The organism is Hoylesella nanceiensis DSM 19126 = JCM 15639, from assembly GCF_000379965.1.
GTDB lineage: Bacteria > Bacteroidota > Bacteroidia > Bacteroidales > Bacteroidaceae > Prevotella > Prevotella nanceiensis.
The window spans coordinates 1-18,810 of the sequence record NZ_KB904336.1; the positions used below are offsets into that span (position 1 = coordinate 1).

An 18,810-nucleotide genomic window follows, 5' to 3' on the forward strand; every position below is an offset into this window, starting at 1 on the left:
GGTGTTTCGGTTCAAAACGTTAGTGGAACTTTCGGCTCTGCACCTAAGATTCGTGTGCGTGGAGCAACCTCTATCTATGGTAGTTCTAAGCCTCTTTGGGTGGTAGACGGCGTTATTATGGANGATGTTTCTAACGTNGGAGCTGACGATTTGGCTTCTGGTAACCCTGAAACGCTTATCAGTTCGGCTATTGCAGGACTTAACTCTGATGATATTGAGAGCTTCCAAATCCTTAAAGACGGTTCTGCTACATCTATATATGGTGCTCGTGCCATGGCAGGTGTTATCGTTGTGACCACTAAAAAGGGTAAACAAGGACAAGCACACATCAACTACACTGGCGAATTTACATCTCGTTTGATTCCTTCTTATTCTAACTTCGACATATTAAACTCACAAGATCAAATGGGTATCTACGAGGAGTTGAGAAACAAGGGTTGGTTAAACTATTCGAATGTGTTGAATGGTAGCAACTATGGTGTATATGGAAAGATGTACGAACTCATCAATACTTACGACGAAGCAACTGGTCAATTTAAGTTGTCTAACAGCACTTTGGATCAAAATCAATATCTTCGTGCGGCTGAATATCGCAATACAGACTGGTTTTCTTTGCTCTTTTCGCCTGCAATTATGCAAAACCACTCTGTTAGTATGAATGGTGGTACTGCTAAATCAAACTACTATGCATCTATGAGTGCTATGCTTGATCCAGGCTGGTACAAGCAAAGTAAGGTGAATAGATACACTGCTAACTTTAACGTTACACATCAAATATTGAACAACCTCACATTTAACGTAATTGGAGGTACTTCTTATCGTAAACAAAGAGCACCAGGTTCTCTTGAAAGAGAGGTTGATGCAGTGAACGGAACTGTGGCTCGTGACTTCGATATTAACCCTTATTCATATGCCTTGAACACTTCAAGAGCACTCGATCCAAATGAGACATACGTTCTAAACTATGCTCCTTTTAATATCTTCCACGAGCTTGAAAACAACTATATCGACCTTAATGTGCTTGATGCTAAATTCCAATTCGAATTGAAATACAAGCCTATTAAGGACTTAGAACTTGCAGCTCTTGGTGCATTTAAATATGCAACAACTTCGCAAGAACACTTTGTTAAAGACAAATCGAACCAAGCTGAGGCTTACAGAGCTATGCCTAATGCTATCGTTCGTGATGCTAACAACTTGCTTTACACTGACCCTGATAAGCAATACAGCACTCCTTACACTGTATTACCTAACGGTGGTATCTATCATAAGGGTGAAAATAGAATGAGTAACTACGACTTCCGTGTTACAGCTAACTACAATCACACTTTCAACAAGGCGCATATTATGAACTTATTCGGTGGTATGGAAACTACAGAAATTAACCGAACAAGAAGCTTTTTCGAAGGTTGGGGTATGCAGTTCGACGCTGGTGAAACTCCATTCTATGTGTACGACCTATTCAAGAAGCAAATAGAAAGATCTGAAACTTACTATACTCTTGGCAATACTCGTTCGTTTAGTCAAGCCTTTTTCGCTAATGGTACCTATTCATATAAAGGCAAATACGTCTTTAATGGTACTTATCGTTATGAAGGTTCAAACCAAATGGGACGCAGTAGCAATGCTCGTTGGATGTCAACATGGAACGTTTCAGGTTCTTGGAACGTACACGAAGAAAAGTGGTTCGATAAACTTAATCCATTATCTCACTTGACATTGCGTGCATCTTACAGTTTGACTGGTACTCCACCAGATGCTATCTTCACCAACTCGGTAGCGATATTGCGTGCTACAACACCTTATCGTAGATTCGCATCTGTAAAAGAACCAGGTATAGAAATTGCAGACTTGGCTAACACTGGTTTAACTTATGAAAAGAAGAACGAGTTGAACTTAGGAGTAGACTTTGGCTTATGGCGTGACCGTGTGAATGTTACTTTCGACATTTATACTCGTAATAACTTCGATGAAATGGGCTATACACCAACTGAAGGTATTGGAGGTAAGGTGCTAAGAAGCGCAAATATTGCGGAACTCCATTCTCATGGTATGGAACTTAGTGTCTCTTCAACTAACATTAAGACCAAAGACTTCTCTTGGATCACTAACTTTATCTACTCATATACCCACACTAACATCACAAAATTGCACAACTACGCTTCTGTTAGACAGCTTGTAAATGGTAGTGGCTTTGCTTTGAAGGGCTACCCTGTGCGTGCTTTGTTCTCAGTTCCATTCGTAGGACTTACTGAAGAGGGTCTTCCTATGTTCATAAATGAGAAAGGTGAGGTTACAACTACAAACATTAACCTTCAAGAACGTCAGAAATTAGACTTCTTAAAGTATGAAGGTCCAACCGATCCAGTGTACACTGGCTCTTTAGGAAACATCTTCTCGTATAAGAATTTCCATCTAAATATATTCATGACTTATTCATTTGGCAACGTACTTCGTTTGGATCCTGTGTTTAAGTCGGCTTATAACGACTTGTCTTCAATGACTAAAGTATTCAAAAACAGATGGATGCGTGGCGGAGATGAATTGATAACCAACGTACCTACCATTATCGATAGATACAAATATCGTAAGACTAGCAACGTAGACAGAGTGTATAGCGCATACAACTTATCTAATGTTCGTGTTGCAAAGGGTGACTTCATTCGCTTAAAAGAGATTTCTCTTGCTTACGACTTCCCTAAAACATGGTTCTCAAATACACCTATTAACAACTTATCTGTTAAGCTTCAAGCAACTAACTTGTTCTTGTTGTATGCTGATAGCAAGCTAAACGGACAAGACCCAGAGTTCTTTAACACTGGTGGTGTGGCTTCTCCAATGCCAAAACAATTTACTCTTACAGTTAAGGTTGGACTATAATAAAACTTGAATAATTATGAAATATACATATATATCATTGCTATTTGTAGCTGCAACAACAGTTTTTGGGTCGTGTACTGATAAATTAGACATGCTACCTGATAACCGAATGACTCTTAAAAACCCATCAGATGTGAGTCGTTTGCTTGTTTCTGCCTACCCATGGACATATACTGCGAGCATACTTGAATCGTATTCAGACAACACAGACGAACTAATTAACCCCTCATGGAGTGCTTTTTCAAACTTCCAAGAGCAGGCTTTTAATTGGGAAGACGTGATAGATAACGGCTATGGAGATGCTCCTACTGATATATTCAACGGCTTTTGGAGTGCCGTTGCCACTGCTAATAAGGCAATAGAGCATATCGAAGGCGTTTCAAATAAGAACGAATACACTCAACAATTGGGCGAAGCTTACCTTTGTAGAGCCTATGCTGTGTTCCAATTGTCTACTGTTTTCTGCGAAGCTTACACTCCAGAGCGTGCTGATAAGGCCTTAGGTATGCCCTATCCAACTGCTCCTGAGAACACAGTAGGCGTACATTACGACCGAGGAACAATCGGACAAACATATAAAAAGATTGAAGAAGACTTGCTAAAGGGCTTAGCTTTGGTTGGAAGTAGCTACGCTCAGCCTAAATATCACTTCACTCCTGATGCTGGAAACGCTTTTGCTGCTCGCTTTTACCTATACTATCAAAAGTATGATAAAGCGATTGAGTATGCTACAAAGGTGCTAACAGCGAACCCAGAGAATAAACTTCGTAACTGGACTGAATGGAATAAGCTCAGTCCTAACGAGCAATGGCAACCCGATGCCTATATCGATGCAAACGCAAAATGCAACCTTTTGCTTGTTTCTGCATATAGTGCATTTGGCTTTTATGGTGGTCCTGGTACCGCAGGAGCACGTTATGCTCATGGAGAAGTACTTGCAAATACAGAGACTCTGAGAGCAAAAGGTCCATGGGGAAATAGCTCTTCACTTGGATATGTAACCTGGTCGAACACTGCTTCGTCTAAAGTTATATTGAGAAAGATACCTTTCTTCTATGCCAACTCTAATGGAGGTGGCAATGGTGGTGCTCCTTATTCAACCTATTCTGCATTCAATACAGATGAGACTCTTATGGTAAGAGCAGAGGCTTATGCTCTTTCTGGACAATACGACAAGGCTCTTGCAGACCTCAATACAGAGCTTAAGGCATTCTCTAAGAATCCTGTTACATTGACATTGCAAACAATTAAGGACTTCTACAACTCCATTTCGTACTATACTCCAACGAAACCAACTCCTAAAAAGAAGTTCCATACCAACTTTGCAATTGAAAGTAGCACTCAAGAACCATTGCTTCAAGCTATTCTTCAGCTTAAACGTTTGGTTACAATGCACGAAGGTTTGCGTATGCAAGACGTGAAAAGATATGGTATAACCATTTATCGTAGATCGATAGAAACAAACAACACCATCAATCCTGCAACCGATTCGCTCACCGTTAACGATCCTCGTGTGGCTATTCAGATACCACAAGAGACCATAGTTGCAGGCTTACAGGCTAATCCAAGAAATAAGAAATAAAGATAAGGAGACTCTATATGAAATATAAATATTTATTAGTTGCATTGTTTTTCACATTAGCTGGGTCGTTTGTTTCATGCTCTAAGGACAATCTTGATAGCACTTCGATCTTCCCAGACACCCGTCCTGCCCTCGATACTTTCGAGAAATGGATCGAAAACAACTATGTGTTACCATACAATGTCGATTGGCAATATAAGCTAAACGATATCGAAACCGACGGACAACACAACCTATTGCCTGCCGATTCGGCTAAATCTGCTAAGTTATCGATTATCACTAAGTACATGTGGTTCGACGCTTACAACGAAGTTGCAGGTCAAAGCTTTGTGAAGTTGAATACTCCTCGTATCATAACACTTGTAGGAAACCCTGCATTTAATCCCAATGGAACCGAAACTTTGGCTACTGCTGAAGGTGGATATAAGGTTACTTTGTATCGAGTTAACTCGCTAACAAAAGAAACCATCTATAATTATGACTGGTTGAACTTCTACTTCTTCCACACTATGCACCACGAGTTCACTCACATTCTCAATCAAAAGAAACCATACGATGATGCCTTTGCGCAAATTACATCAACCACTTACGTGAGCGGAGACTGGTATCAATTGAATGAAGACGACTGCTTAAAGGAAGGATATATCAGCACTTACGCTCGTAGTGAGGCACGAGAAGACTTCGCAGAGTTGCTCTCTTTCTATGTAACAGACACTCCAACAAAATGGAATGAGCGTCTACAACGTGCAGGAACTAAAGGTGCAAGCTTGATAAATCAAAAGATGGCGATTATCAAAAGCTATATGCAAAACTCATGGAACATCAATCTTGATGATCTAAGAGACTCGGTTCTTCGTAGAGGAAAGAACTTAAGAAACATTGATTTAGAACATTTAAACTAGTAGAACGATATGAAGAGAATTTTAAATTACATATTAATTCCCTTAGCATTGTTGGTTCTTAGTGCTTGTGTGCACGACGAAAAGGAACTATTTGACGAATCGGCATCTGTCAGAATCGCTAAATCTTTGGAAGAAGATGCTGCTATTCTCGAGAGTGCAACTAACGGTTGGGAGCTTCATTACTACACAGGTAAGGAATATCGTTATGCTGGTTACACCTATCTTATTAAGTTTAAGAATGGAAAAGCCACTGTTGCTGCCGACTTTGCAGGTAGCAATTCAACCGCAACATCAAAGTATGAGCTAAAGAAAGACCAAGGTCCTGTCCTCACTTTCACCACCTTTAATGCTATTATGCACGAAAAGGCACAGACTTCATCTCAAAATGTGAATGGCGAAGAGGGCGACTATGAGTTCCTAATTCTAAAGGCAACAGCAGATACTATTCGCCTAAAGGGTAAGAAATGGGGCAACCACATGTACCTAACACGCCTTGCTGAAAAGGTAAATTGGAAGGAACATTTAGACAGTATCACTGAAATTAGCAACGCAATGTCTAACCATTACGAAATTGCGCTACCAGATGGCGACGTAATTGGCAATGCATTGTTCAGCACTTCAGGACGACATGTCACTATTAAGGTTGGAAACAACTCTTATTCTTGTGCTTATGCTGCCACTACAACAGGCATAGTATTTCCTGGTTCTATCATAATTAGAGGTAAAGAATATAGCTCTTTCACATTGAACACCACCAATCAAAGCCTCAACAATGGCGAAATCACCTTCAATGCAGTGACTCCAGAAGGTTATAAACCAGCATCATTCTGGGTTGGTAAGTGGAAGATCAACCATCAAGGAACAACACCTGCACACCTAATCATAACACAAGGAGCCAACAAAGCACTAACAATGACTATTGATTTTGGTGGTACAAGCTATCCTATTACAGACCCATTCAACTCAAGTATAGGTTGCTTACAAATACTATTACAGCACATTGATGTGAAGTCTACAGAAGCTCCAGGCGGTGTATTCTTCGTTCCTACATCTATAAAAGAGGGTGGTTACTTCAATCTTTCAGCAGGAGCAGGTATCAATTTCATTTGGGACGAGGCCTCACAATCTGCAAAAGTTGTAAGTAATGGAGTAGGAAAATACGTAAACGACAGCTTCTTCGGTATTGCATTCAATGCAGAAGGCAAGCCAGTTGAGAACGCTCAAGGACATTATGTTTATCCTATTTCTCTAAGACAAATCACCTCTTTAACACGTGTAACCCCATAGAAGTAAAGTTATGAACAAGATATTTGGAATTTTATTACTTGCTGCTGGATGCCTTTTTACGGCATCTTGCAGCGATGATAGCACCGATTATGTTGCCCCAAGTGCACTAAAAGTGCTCAAATCGAACACCTATTTCACTGCAGATGCCGACACATCGGTAGTTGTTGCTTCAACTCCTATCATCGAAGCAAGCACCGAAGCAACTTGGTTGAAGGCTGAGATAAAAGGCGATAGCGTGCAACTATCAACTCAAGTAAACCATAATTTAACATCACGCAGTACTCAATTGTTGTTGAAAGACGCCAAAGGAGCAATTGTTACCCTTAGTGTTACACAAGAAGGAAGTGTGTTTGGTGTGGAAAGCGATGGCAACTTGATAACAAACGATGCTGCATCGACCACCACTTACAAACTTGTGAGCAACAAAACCACCACTGCAACTACTTCAGGCGATTGGATTCAAGCTTCAATCAGCCCCAAAGCAGTTACAATTACTCTATCAGAGAACACCACTGGCAAGCCTCGTGTGGGCTATGTAAAGGTTGTTTCGGGCACATTGAAAGACTCAATCAAAGTGGTTCAGGCAAGTCTTAACGACTTTGTTGGTAAATATACGCTCGTAGCTCAAGTGAGTGATAAAGGCGAATTGAAGCGTCAAGAGAACGAAGTAGAGATCGTTAAGGTATCGGAAGACAGCGTTTCACTTGTTTTCGACAATCAAATTAAGTGGGGCGGAAAGTATAAAGCAGGCGGAAAGCTCACTTTTAATGCATCTGAAACATTGCTCACTGTGCCAACAACATCTGGTGCTAACCGCTATTTAAAGTCGGTTGTAATTTCGAGCGACGGACAAGCGTCCTTTAGTCCTTCTGCATCTGTCGACCTTTTACCTGCTAATAGCAGAGTGTTAGCATTCGAAGCAAACGGAAGTACAGACTTAACCAATGCCCATAATTTCGGCTTTGGCTTGTTTAATAGTGCCGTAGCAGACAACAGTAACTTTATTGGTTTCTACGCATTATACTTCTTCCCATACATGATAGCACAATAAAGAAATAACTTTTTATCATCTTCTGAATATTCTTCTTTTTGTTTTTAATTAAGAAGACAGCGTTGGTTCCTGTGAAGAAGCCAACGCTTTTATTTTGCATTTCATTTTAAATTGCATACAAGTAAAAGAGAAGTAGATCTCACACCCATCATCATAAGCCATGGATTAAAGGCAATTGGGGCTTAAAACGAAGCTAAATTGAGAAATTCCAGATACTCTCTAAGCCTCTTTGGGTTATAAGATAGAAATAGGCGAGCATCTCCATTGAGACACTCGCCTACTCTTTTTATCTAACAATTTTATAATTATCTTTTCCGTGTTCTCATACCAGATGAGATAACAGAAGATGACTTGAAATACTTATCGACGTCCTTTACGAGACCAACCGAATTGCAATCCTATTATAAATAGAACCAATAGCACTTCGCCAATAGCAACGAACGAGTCGCCAGGAACACGTAACCAACGAAGAGTTTGCATGATATCTTGTTGCATAAACTCTGCAGAACGTGCCGACCAATAAGCATTTGTGATACTTTCGTGTGCTTGAAGGATACCAATTGGCAAGATACTTACCACAGTCATCAACAACAAACCAATGTTAATACACCAGAACGAAGCACCCATTAACTTGTCATTCCATTCGTAATCGGGATATAATCCACGCAAAACGAATAACATTAAGCCGATACCAAGAATGCCATACACTCCAAATAATGCTGCGTGTCCGTGTACTGCAGTAGTGTTTAGACCTTGTAAGAAATAAAGAGCGATAGGTGGATTGATTGAGAAACCAAAAATACCAGCACCTAAGAAGTTCCAGAAACACATTGCAATGAAGCAATAGATAGGCCATTTGTATGCCTTAATCCATGGAGTTGCCTTACTTAATTGATAATTATGGTATGCTTCGATACCAATAAGTACCAAAGGAACAATCTCTAATGCACTGAAGGTTGCACCCAATGCCAACACTGCTGTAGGTGTTGCACTAAAGTAAAGGTGGTGGAATGTTCCTAAAATACCACCTGCAAGGAACACAATTGTTGAGAAGAGTACAGAAATTGTAGCGCTCTTCACCTTCAAGAGGCCTAATCTACAGAACAAGAATGATGCTACAACTGTTGCGAAAACTTCAAAGAAGCCTTCTACCCAAAGGTGAACAACCCACCAACGCCAATACTCTGCAATTGCCATGTGTGTTTGTCTGCCATACATTAAGCCTGCTGCATAGAAGAAAGCAATAGCAAGTGATGCTATAACGAAAAGGGTTAATAAGTGTCTGTTTTCATCTTTTCGTTTCAAAGCAGGAATCAAAGCACGAATCATAAGGAATAGCCAAAGCACCAAACCTGTAAGCAGAAGGATTTGCCAAAGGCGTCCTAACTCTACATATTCATATCCTTGATGTCCCAACCAGAAGTTCTCCACCAAGCCAAGTTTCTGCATAACACCAAACCATTGACCTGCTAATGAACCCGCAACAACAAACACTAGTGCGCCAAAGAGCACATTTACACCAAGTGCTTGATACTTTGGTTCAACGCCAGAAACGGCTGGAGCGATGTAAAGACCAGTTGCTAACCAAGATGTTGCAATCCAAAGAATAGCTAATTGAACATGCCAACTACGTGAAACTGCATAGGGGAAGATGTTTTGAATTGGTAAACCAAAGAACGCATCACCCTCTACTCCATAGTGAGCAGTAATCACTCCTGAAAGCATTTGCACTAGCATCAATGCCCCTACTACCCAGATATATTTCAAAACAGCACGCATAGAAGCTGTTGGTTTGAGTTCTCTCATAGGATCACTTTCAGGCACTTTTGATACATGTTCTTCTTTATGTTGAGTATAATAGTATACCAATATACCTACACAGAAAAGCAATAGCAATACACTAAAGCCCGACCAAAGATGTAATGAAGTTGGAGCTGTATTACCTATTACAGGATCGTGAGGCCAGTTGTTAGTGTAACTAACATCGCTTCCTGGTCTATTGGTTACGCAAACCCAACTCGACCAAGCAAAGAATGCATCCATTTTATCTAATCTTTGCTCTGCTGTTAGTCCGTCAACTGCTTCAATAGACTTATCACGCATAGCATAAGCCGCACGCAATTTTGCCATTTCAGGAGCATTCAAGAACACTTTTGCATAGTAATTGCGTAGCTCACGAGCCACTTGTGCACGCATTTCAGAATAAGTTATAATACCTGTATTAGGATCATAAGTATTCTTACGCAATTCTTCTTGTAATAGAACTTTGTATTTAGCCTTATCTGCTTCAGATAGTTTAGAATATTCTTTACCATCTTTCTTTGCCAATGCATTAAGCATTAGTTCTGATTCACGATGCAAATAATCGGCAGTCCAGTCGGGAGCAACATAGGCTCCATGTCCCCAAACGCTACCAACTGTTTGGCCACCTACCGATTGCCACACATTTTGTCCATCTTTAATATCCTGTCCTTCAAATAGCGTTTCACCCTTTTCTGTCACCACTTTGTTTGGAAATGGTGGCATTTCACGGAAGATTTCAACGCCATAGAAGCCCAAAACGGCAAACGATCCAATTATGACCGCAGCCAACGCTAACCATAGTTTCTTTGGTGTCATCTTTTTTTAATTTGCTTTTAAATGTTTATATTGAGATTAATTGAAAATTTTCTAAGAAGTGCCTGTCTACATCTAAGATATATTCTATTGCTCTGTTATTTAACAAATAGCTCTTACTGTCATCCTGTCAAATAGAAAGTGGCACATTTTATGCTCTTAAAGAGGTATAAAGAGCGAAACAATTAGCATGCCACAGGGCTTTATTTTTCAGCGTTACAATAAATAAAATGCATTTTGGTAACATTCGTAACCTATGTTTATAGCAAAATAATAACATTTGTTACCAGTTTATTTTATTGACATAAATTATACTTTTATCGGACTATTCATGACAAAACTCAAGTTAGGAAACATCTATTCCTCTACTTTTCATCATAAATTATCATTTCAATTACACCACAAAAGCTATCTTTTTACATCGTAATTGCATTGCTTTTACATTGCAAAAGCAATGTTTTTAAACCACAATAGCATACATATTTAGCAACAACCATCGCACTCCCGCACACTATCCTTTATTTTAAAGCCCAATAAAACAATTTATTCTAGAATATAAAATGTTGTGATATAAAAAGATTCTGAATACAAAAAGGGCGACATCTATCATCAAGATAGTGTCGTCCTTCTGCTGTTTTAAGATTAAGGTACACCTCAAAAAGGTGCGATATTAATTTGTTCGAGTGAGTTTAGGTTGAATAAACACCTTGTCAACTCCCTGCAATGTTCCTAAATCAGGTTTGGTTGTAGAGTAGAAGTTCCAACCATAAGATTTGAAAGTTCGCTCTGCATTCATTCCTAAAGCATCTTCAAAGACAAGCTCTCCGCTGTTATTCATACTTAAAGGAAGAATGTCGTTCACACCATTAATAGCGGTAGCATGTCCGTTTCGATAGTCGTCTGCCACAAGAACAGAAAGCGAATACCATTTAATTTTTGGTGTTTTTTGAGTCACTCTACCAAGCTTTCCGTTGCTCATCTTAAAGCCAACGCCCTTCACAAAGCTAATTTCCCATGTGTAAGTGTCGTCTACTATGAAGTTAGCTGTTTTGTCATTCACCTTCTCAATCTTCACAACACTGGTGATAGGAATAAGCTGTTGCAAGCTATCACTAGTGAGAGCTGTTTGCGAGTAGGTTCCTACAAAGTCGTCGATAGATGCTTGAACAATTCTTAACGAGTCGGTTTTAAGAGTTGGGTGCTCACCTGTTGCAGTACTTGCGCTAAGTGCTTGTGGGTTAAGCGATGCAGTAACCCAGCCCACTCTTGGGCGACCTGTGGTGTTTTCTTTTACCTTTACGCTTAGAACGTTATTGGTATAAGAAACATCTATCCAGTCTTCTGTTGACTTATAGTCCATAGCTACGTTTGAAACAACACGCATGGTGCGTTCAATAGCTTTGTCGTCTTCAAGAATTTCTTGATCTTGTGGAAGACCATAGTATATTCCTTCTTGCAAAATATTCAAACGAACAGAGTCGCCTGCTTCGTTCTTTATAGTAAGAAGTGTATTTCTTGATTCTGTAGAAGTATTCAAACCAGCAGTTAAAACCACTTTCTTTCCATCGGTTTGAACGTGCAACCAGCTGTCTTGTGCATAGGCTTTAGCAGCAGTATTTGCAAGAAGTACTTCTTTTGTGCCACCCTCTACATTAAAGAAAGTGTTCGATGCTTCTATCTCAAGCGTATTGGTTGTTGGAGTGTTTTCATCACTACACGCTACAAAAGCAAAACAACATGCTGCTAAGATGAGCGATTGTAAGAAACGATTGATATCTTTCATAAAACTATTATCTTTAATTTAGGGGTTTATGATTTCTGAGTTCAACTGCCTTTGGTACATAGAATGCACGTGCAGGTTCGTTGTGTTCGTCGAGGATAAGTTGTAGGTTGTCGCCTAATCCAAATCCAACAAATGAGTCAACTGTGCGACTTCCTTCACCAGTGTCGGTTAAAACAGCTGTTTCTGTATCTTCATTCCAAATGTAAGTAAGCACACCATCGTCTACAAGATCTGCCTTATCGCCATTGATAACCAAAGGAAGAAGGCGGATACCACCTGCAAATTTACCTGTAGGATCGGTGACTGATTGAGCTCCAAGATATATACCTCCGTTAGCAGGGTTATATCCTAAGGTCATAGGATAATGTGTTGTGCTTGATTGTCTGCCGTTACGTACAGTTACATCTAATGTTCCATTGAGATATTGTTTGCCATCACCTGGTTTCAATGTGAGTGTAATATTCATACGAACTCTTGTTGTGTTGGTGAAAGCAACAGTCCAAGTGCCATACCAGAAGTCGATTGGTTTAAAGCCCTTAGGTATAAATAAGGCTGCTTTAAAATTGCCATTCTCTAACGCATTGGTCTCCGCATTCCATGTTAAGTCGCTATATGAAACTCCATTAACAACGAGTGGACGTTGCAAGTGGATACCTTTGTTGGTGAAGGTGAATGGCATATCATAGGTTGTGCCATTGATTTGGGCATTCAAACGGGTGCTATTGGGATCGATAGTTCCTTCTGAAATGGTATCGTTTCCAAGTATAAACTTAAAGGTATTCACTGCAAGCGATTCTTTCACTGTCAACGCTTCGGTCATATACTCTTCCCAATTGGTGTCTTTAGGCAATTTGGTGAGCACCATATTGTTGTGCCAACGCTTTCCACGAAGGTAAATGCTGTCTTGTGTTTGCTTTAGAATCAAGAACTCATAATCGCCTTGTTTTCCTTCTGGCTCACGCAAAGCTGCTTGTGTTAGCGAGTGAAGTACTTCGTTATTGGTGTTAAATGTTAATACGACACCTTGGTCTTTCACCACGTCGTAGTCTGACTTTGAGGTGACTTCGGGACCAGTTAAATCGCCCATAATGGTTGCTTTGCCATCTTTAAACTTTAAAAGAAGGGTGCGACCAGCATTAGAATAATCTCTACCGGTGTAGTAATTAAGAATCCAACCTGTTTCAGATGATTCTAATAATTCCTTGCTTTGCTTTGCAGCCTCATCTAAACGAAGGGCTGTAGATGTACTAAATGCTTCGGTGTTGTCTTTCAAACAAGCATTGAGTAACAATGAAAGAAGGGGCAATAATAAATATATATGTAATTTCTTCATATCTATTCCTTATTTTAAGGTGGTTAAATCTAACTTTTCTATTTGTCCTGCACGACGCAATACCGCTGTTCTAAGCTCGTCGATGTCTACATTCCACGATGCACTCATATAGCTTCTCACCATCTCGAGCTTTTGCTTTATGAGCGAAGCACCTTTTGTTCCTGCATCTTGAAGAATGTCGTTCCACTCTGATTCGCTAAGCGTTACATAGTAAGAAAGCATCTCTGCAAAGTCTTCTCGACCTTGATCCATTGCGTATGGCGATACGAATCCAAGACGATGAGCAACTCTTGGTGACTTACCATACCAGTTTCCGCTGACATAATCCGACTCGGTTATACGGTCGTATTGACTATCATAAGGCTTTAACTGATTGAGAATGTGGGTGAACTCGTGGTGCATTGTGTGGAAATAATAAAGTCGCATAAGCTTATAATCTTTCAACACTGCTGGTGTTAGGTCGTTCACTTTATACAAAGAGACCTTATATCCACCTTCAGCTGTACCCACTACTTCGGTTTGTTGACGTGTGAATGCTGATGAACCAACCATCTGCAATACTCTTGGAGCACTTTGCTTTACAAGCTCTGGGCCTGCCACCTCGTTGTAAGCGTCGAACCATAGATACTTAATGATGATGGCAAGTTGCGCACTTTTTGCCGAATCGGCTGGCGAAAGTGTGTAGTTGATGTCTGTTTCGCCATCAACCAACTTGTATTGCACCTCTACATTGTATGGATAGGTGTAGTTCTTAAGCAACCATTGCTCGAAATTGTTTCTATTAACAGGCTTTGTTGGGAATATACTTGGTTGCTTTGGACCTTCGTCGGAACATGCAACAAAGGCTAAAGCAATAAATACTAAGCTTATAAATGATATGACTTTCTTATTCATAAAATAAACTTTTAGAGATTAATTTTTACGTGGATTGGCTTGAAGACCTGCAGCAATAACGTCTTGAGGAAGCTGAATTGCCAATCGAAGGTCGCCTGCTGTGAGCGAGTCGGTTACTTCTTTTACTTCGTTTCTTGTTCCTAACTTACGACGATAAACTGTTATTCCATAGCGTTTGATGTCTTGCAAACGCAAACCTTCGTGCAAAGTAACAATTCGTTTCAATTGAAGTATGGTTTGAAGCAATGGCTCTTGAGTTGTTGCGTCAATACTAAAATCGGTGTGAAGTGCCTTCTTTATGCTTGGTTTCTTTGGTGTATAATATGGAACGGCTGCATAATAGGTTTGAATTTGTGGAAGAGTTAGCTGCACTTTCTTCTTTGAGAAAGCTAACAACTCGGTGTTCACATCATTTAAAGCCGCTGTGTAATTGCCTGTTAAAGCATAAGCTTCTGCTCTTGTTAACAAGGTTTCGTCGGCTGTAAATACTGCAAATTCTGAATAAGCCATACCTGTTCCTGCATTGATATCTACATATTTGATTGACAATGGCACTTTTCTTAAAATGTACTTAGAAAGTGTATTGGCGAACCAAACGCTGACATTGAGGCCATCTCCATCGTCTCCCCAAGGTCCAGGAGCCTGAAGTGTTTCTGTTTTAGATAGCAATGAGCCATGAGAATATCTGTTACCGATAATTGTTGGACCGTTAACTGCTCCCCATTCACTTGCTACTACCTGCAAAAGAATATTGGCTTTTTGGTTAGCTTTGACGTAAGCATTGGTTTGAATTTGGCCGTTTGACTCTAATTTATCCCAACTTGCCCAGTCACGAAGCTTGCTTTCTGGATTAGAACCCAAAGCCTTTGTAGCATAATCAATGGCTTTGTCGTACTTTCTATAATAGAGATAGAAACGAGCAGCGAATGCATTTGCAGCCTCTTTTGTGAAGTGCATCTTTGGAACTTCATAGTTATCGCCAACGAGTTCGATTCCCTTTAGAAGGTCGTTCTCTATCTTTATATACAAACTATCAAGTGTTCCACGAGTGTAAGTGGCCTTTACGGTGCGCTCGGGCTTTGTTGGATAAGGCAAACCAAGTTCTTTTGACGCTGTAAGAGGATTGTATGCTTGACAGAAAATGTTAGCAAGTTGGAACATACTGTATGCTCTACAAAGAAGAGCTTCGCCTCTTTGAGTGACATACTTACCTTTGTTTTCGGGTTTATCTGCAAGTTCTAACACCTCATTTGCAGTAGCAATGGCTGTGTAATGAGTATTCCATAGCTGCTGAGGGGTTTCTTGATTGGCTATTTCTGTAATGTCTTTCCAATAATAAGCCTGCTCTTGAAAGCGGTCTGCAGAGGTCCATGAGGGGTTATCATGCTCATCGGTGTTATCTGAATACATTTCAAATAGATAAGCAGGGTGCGCAAGTGGATAAGCAGAAACCAATAACTTAGAAGCCTTTTCTTCGCTATCTATTGTTTGTCTGCTATCAGGTTGTTTATCTAAATAATCGTTACAGCTCGTAAATAGGGCACCCAATGCAACGAAACAACCTAGTATATATTTTCTATTACTCATAAAATTCAATCTTTATTATAGTCCAACTTTAACTGTAAGGGTAAATTGTTTTGGCATAGGAGATGCCACACCACCTACATTAAAGAACTCTGGATCTTGTCCATTTAACTTCTTATCTGCATAAAGTAAGAACAAGTTTGTAGCTTGAAGCTTAACAGATAAATTATTAATAGGTGTGTTTGAGAACCATGTTTTAGGGAAGTCGTAAGCAAGAGAAATCTCTTTCATACGAATGAAGTCGCCTTTTGCTACACGGACATCTGAGAAGTTATAAGCATTATAACCTATTCTGAGGTTCTTGTCTGATGTGTATTGACGGTAACTCAATATACCTGGCACGTTAGTATGTGCTTCGTCGCCTGATGTTGCCCATCTATTTACGAATGTATGTGTCATAGAAGACAAGTCGTTATAGAAGGCTTTGAACTTAGGATCTAAACGAACTACGTTTCCAAATGAATAAGTCATGAATATATTTAGATGGAATCCTTTATACGAGAACACGTTTCCTAGAGAACCAGTGTACACTGGATCGGTTGGCCCTTCATACTTTAAGAAGTCTGTTTTGGCTCTTTCTTGGAAGTTAATGTCTGTAGATGTGATCTCACCTTTCTCGTTTCTGAATAAAGGAGTACCCTCATCACTAAGTCCTACGAATGGAATTGAGAACAAAGAGCGTGCAGGATAGCCTTTCAAAGCAAATCCATTTCCGCTAACAAGGTTGATAACGCTTCCTTGGTTGTATAACTTTGTAATCTTAGTGTTGGTATATGAGTAGATAAAGTTGGTGATCCAAGAGAAGTCTTTGGTCTTAATGTTCGTTGAAGAGATACTAAGTTCCATACCATTAGAGTGCATCTCTGCCACGTTTGCAGCTCTTACGATCTCACCTCCAACGCCTTGAGTAATCATTGGACCCATTTCATCGAAGTTATTACGGGTATAAACGTCGAAAGTAACATTCAAACGGTCACGCCATAAGCCAAAGTCTACTCCTAAGTTCAACTCGTTCTTCTTTTCATAAGTTAAGTCGATATTACCTAATTGTTCTAAACCTATCGCACTTTCTTTATCTTCTGTGAACAAACGGTGAGGGTTATAAGATAAGAATATTGGTGTAGAGTTACTATAAGAGATGTCTGGTGGTGTACCAGTTAAGCTGTAAGACGCACGCAATGTTAAGTGAGATAGTGGATTAAGTTTATCAAACCACTTTTCTTCGTGTACGTTCCAAGAACCTGAAACGTTCCAAGTTGACATCCAACGAGCCTTACTACTGCGTCCCATTTGGTTCGAACCTTCATAACGATAGGTTCCATTAAAGACGTATTTGCCTTTATATGAATAGGTTCCATTGGTGAAGAAAGCCACTGAACGTGATGTGGTGTTAGCCAAAGAATAATAGCTATTGCCCTCTTCTACTTGCTTTTTGAAATATGGATACACATAGAATGGTGTCTCACCTGCATCGAACTGCATTCCCCAACCTTCAAAACCGCTACGTGTTCTGTGGATATCTTTACTCTCCATACCACCAAATAGGTTCATAATATGCACCTTATCGAAGGTATGATTATAGTTTGCAGTGGCACGGAAGTCGTAATCACTCATTCTATTTTCAGACTTATGGTAGATACCTCCATTGGGAAGAATGCTCGAAGGCAATTTATATGGATTGTCTGGGTCTTTATATAGGTACTTATTTGATTCACGAATAACAGCTGTACCCATTGCTCTATAAGCCTCAGCTTGATTTGATTTATCTTTAACAAGATGCTCTTGAGAGCTTGCTGCATATTTAAATGCACCAAGAACTGCAAGTTCTAAATCCTTAATAGGCTTGTATTTCAATTCGAATTGGAATTTAGCATCGAGCACATTAAGGTCGATATAGTTGTTATCTAGTTCGTGGAAGATATTAAATGGAGCATAGTTTGCCACATAGAAAGCACGTGGATCGAGTGCTCTTGATGTGTTCAAGGCGTATGAATAGGGGTTAATATCGAAGTCACGGCGCACCTCTCCGCCTGCAACGTCAACGTCTTGTCCTAATGTTCCTGGTGCTCTTTGCTTACGATAAGATGCACCTCCAATTACATTTAATGTAAGGTTATTAAGAATTTGGTGAGAAACATTGAAGTTACCAGTGTATCTATTCACCTTACTTTGCTTGTACCATCCTGGATCGAGCAATGCACTCATTGACGCATAGTAGTTTGATTTAGCTGTACCACCACTCAAACTCACTGCATGACTCTGCATAATTGCGCTTGAGAAAAGCTCTTTAAACCAGTCTGTATTTCTGAATTCTGCTTGTTGTAGATAAGCATTACGAGCCTCTTCTGTATTTTCTAGTTCGAAACGACCTGCTCTTTTGTTGTAAGAGTTGATGAGTTCATACATCTTTCCGTACACACCATAGTCGCTTCCGTTCAACACATTAGATAGATTTAACCAACCCTTATCTTTTAACTCACGATAAATACCCATTTGATCTTGTGAGTTCAAGATGTCGAAGTTAGAATAAGAAGGAATCAAACGAGATGTAAATTCGCCAGTATAGTTGATGTGTGCTTGTCCTTGTTTACCCTTTTTAGTAGTCACAACGATAACACCTGCCATGGCACGAGCACCATATATAGATGTAGCAGAACCGTCTTTAAGGATTTGGAAGCTCTCAATATCATCAGAGTTAAGTCCTGCAATAGCCGAACTGATAAGCGTTTCAGGGTTACCAGAAGCCAAATCGTCAGCTCCNACGTTAGAAACATCNTCCATAATAACGCCGTCTACCACCCAAAGAGGCTTAGAACTACCATAGATAGAGGTTGCTCCACGCACACGAATCTTAGGTGCAGAGCCGAAAGTTCCACTAACGTTTTGAACCGAAACACC

11 protein-coding genes are annotated in these 18,810 nt (G+C 39.9%); 5 read left to right on the top strand and 6 right to left on the bottom strand.

Annotated features, from left to right (window positions below; translation table 11 throughout):
- From A3GM_RS0110775 to A3GM_RS0110795, 5 genes are all read left to right on the top strand, one after another.
- Positions 1-2,880, top strand: a 2,880-nt coding sequence (locus tag A3GM_RS0110775) for a SusC/RagA family TonB-linked outer membrane protein (RefSeq protein WP_018363360.1), incomplete at its 5' end; no start/stop codon positions are given.
- A gap of 16 nt (positions 2,881-2,896) precedes the next feature.
- Positions 2,897-4,462, top strand: a complete 1,566-nt coding sequence (locus A3GM_RS0110780; protein WP_018363361.1) for a RagB/SusD family nutrient uptake outer membrane protein — start codon at positions 2,897-2,899, stop codon at positions 4,460-4,462.
- Positions 4,463-4,479: 17 nt separating this feature from the next.
- A complete protein-coding gene (locus A3GM_RS0110785) occupies positions 4,480-5,364 on the top strand; it encodes a zinc-binding metallopeptidase (RefSeq protein ID WP_018363362.1) in 885 nt (294 codons plus the stop codon).
- Positions 5,365-5,373: 9 nt separating this feature from the next.
- Positions 5,374-6,651, top strand: a complete 1,278-nt coding sequence (locus tag A3GM_RS0110790) for a DUF4302 domain-containing protein (protein ID WP_018363363.1) — start codon at positions 5,374-5,376, stop codon at positions 6,649-6,651.
- Positions 6,652-6,661: 10 nt separating this feature from the next.
- Positions 6,662-7,702, top strand: coding sequence for a BACON domain-containing protein (locus tag A3GM_RS0110795; protein WP_018363364.1), 1,041 nt, complete (start codon positions 6,662-6,664; stop codon positions 7,700-7,702).
- Between the two features lie 360 nt (positions 7,703-8,062).
- On the opposite strand, the gene A3GM_RS0110800 is transcribed toward A3GM_RS0110795, so the two are convergent.
- From A3GM_RS0110800 to A3GM_RS0110825, 6 genes are all read right to left on the bottom strand, one after another.
- Positions 8,063-10,321, bottom strand: coding sequence for a nitric-oxide reductase large subunit (locus A3GM_RS0110800; protein WP_018363365.1), 2,259 nt, complete (start codon positions 10,319-10,321; stop codon positions 8,063-8,065).
- Between the two features lie 667 nt (positions 10,322-10,988).
- Positions 10,989-12,101, bottom strand: a complete 1,113-nt coding sequence (locus tag A3GM_RS0110805; RefSeq protein WP_018363366.1) for a BACON domain-containing protein — start codon at positions 12,099-12,101, stop codon at positions 10,989-10,991.
- A gap of 13 nt (positions 12,102-12,114) precedes the next feature.
- The gene (locus A3GM_RS0110810; RefSeq protein ID WP_018363367.1) at positions 12,115-13,434 is read right to left on the bottom strand and encodes a DUF4302 domain-containing protein; all 1,320 of its coding nucleotides are present in this window, start codon (positions 13,432-13,434) and stop codon (positions 12,115-12,117) included.
- Positions 13,435-13,443: 9 nt separating this feature from the next.
- Positions 13,444-14,328, bottom strand: a complete 885-nt coding sequence (locus A3GM_RS0110815) for a zinc-binding metallopeptidase (protein WP_018363368.1) — start codon at positions 14,326-14,328, stop codon at positions 13,444-13,446.
- Positions 14,329-14,346: 18 nt separating this feature from the next.
- A complete protein-coding gene (locus A3GM_RS0110820) occupies positions 14,347-15,915 on the bottom strand; it encodes a RagB/SusD family nutrient uptake outer membrane protein (RefSeq protein WP_018363369.1) in 1,569 nt (522 codons plus the stop codon).
- Between the two features lie 15 nt (positions 15,916-15,930).
- A partial coding sequence (locus A3GM_RS0110825; RefSeq protein ID WP_018363370.1) for a SusC/RagA family TonB-linked outer membrane protein occupies positions 15,931-18,810 on the bottom strand: 2,880 nt, incomplete at its 5' end.

What these genes read in the sequence shown, in the direction of transcription:
- A3GM_RS0110790 (WP_018363363.1), top strand. Translation starts at nt 5,374, where the DNA reads ATGAAGAGAATTTTAAATTACATATTAATTCCCTTAGCATTGTTGGTT.
- A3GM_RS0110820 (WP_018363369.1), bottom strand. Translation starts at nt 15,915, where the DNA reads ATGAGTAATAGAAAATATATACTAGGTTGTTTCGTTGCATTGGGTGCC.
- A3GM_RS0110815 (WP_018363368.1), bottom strand. Translation starts at nt 14,328, where the DNA reads ATGAATAAGAAAGTCATATCATTTATAAGCTTAGTATTTATTGCTTTA.
- A3GM_RS0110810 (WP_018363367.1), bottom strand. Translation starts at nt 13,434, where the DNA reads ATGAAGAAATTACATATATATTTATTATTGCCCCTTCTTTCATTGTTA.
- A3GM_RS0110780 (WP_018363361.1), top strand. Translation starts at nt 2,897, where the DNA reads ATGAAATATACATATATATCATTGCTATTTGTAGCTGCAACAACAGTT.
- A3GM_RS0110800 (WP_018363365.1), bottom strand. Translation starts at nt 10,321, where the DNA reads ATGACACCAAAGAAACTATGGTTAGCGTTGGCTGCGGTCATAATTGGA.
- A3GM_RS0110785 (WP_018363362.1), top strand. Translation starts at nt 4,480, where the DNA reads ATGAAATATAAATATTTATTAGTTGCATTGTTTTTCACATTAGCTGGG.
- A3GM_RS0110805 (WP_018363366.1), bottom strand. Translation starts at nt 12,101, where the DNA reads ATGAAAGATATCAATCGTTTCTTACAATCGCTCATCTTAGCAGCATGT.
- A3GM_RS0110795 (WP_018363364.1), top strand. Translation starts at nt 6,662, where the DNA reads ATGAACAAGATATTTGGAATTTTATTACTTGCTGCTGGATGCCTTTTT.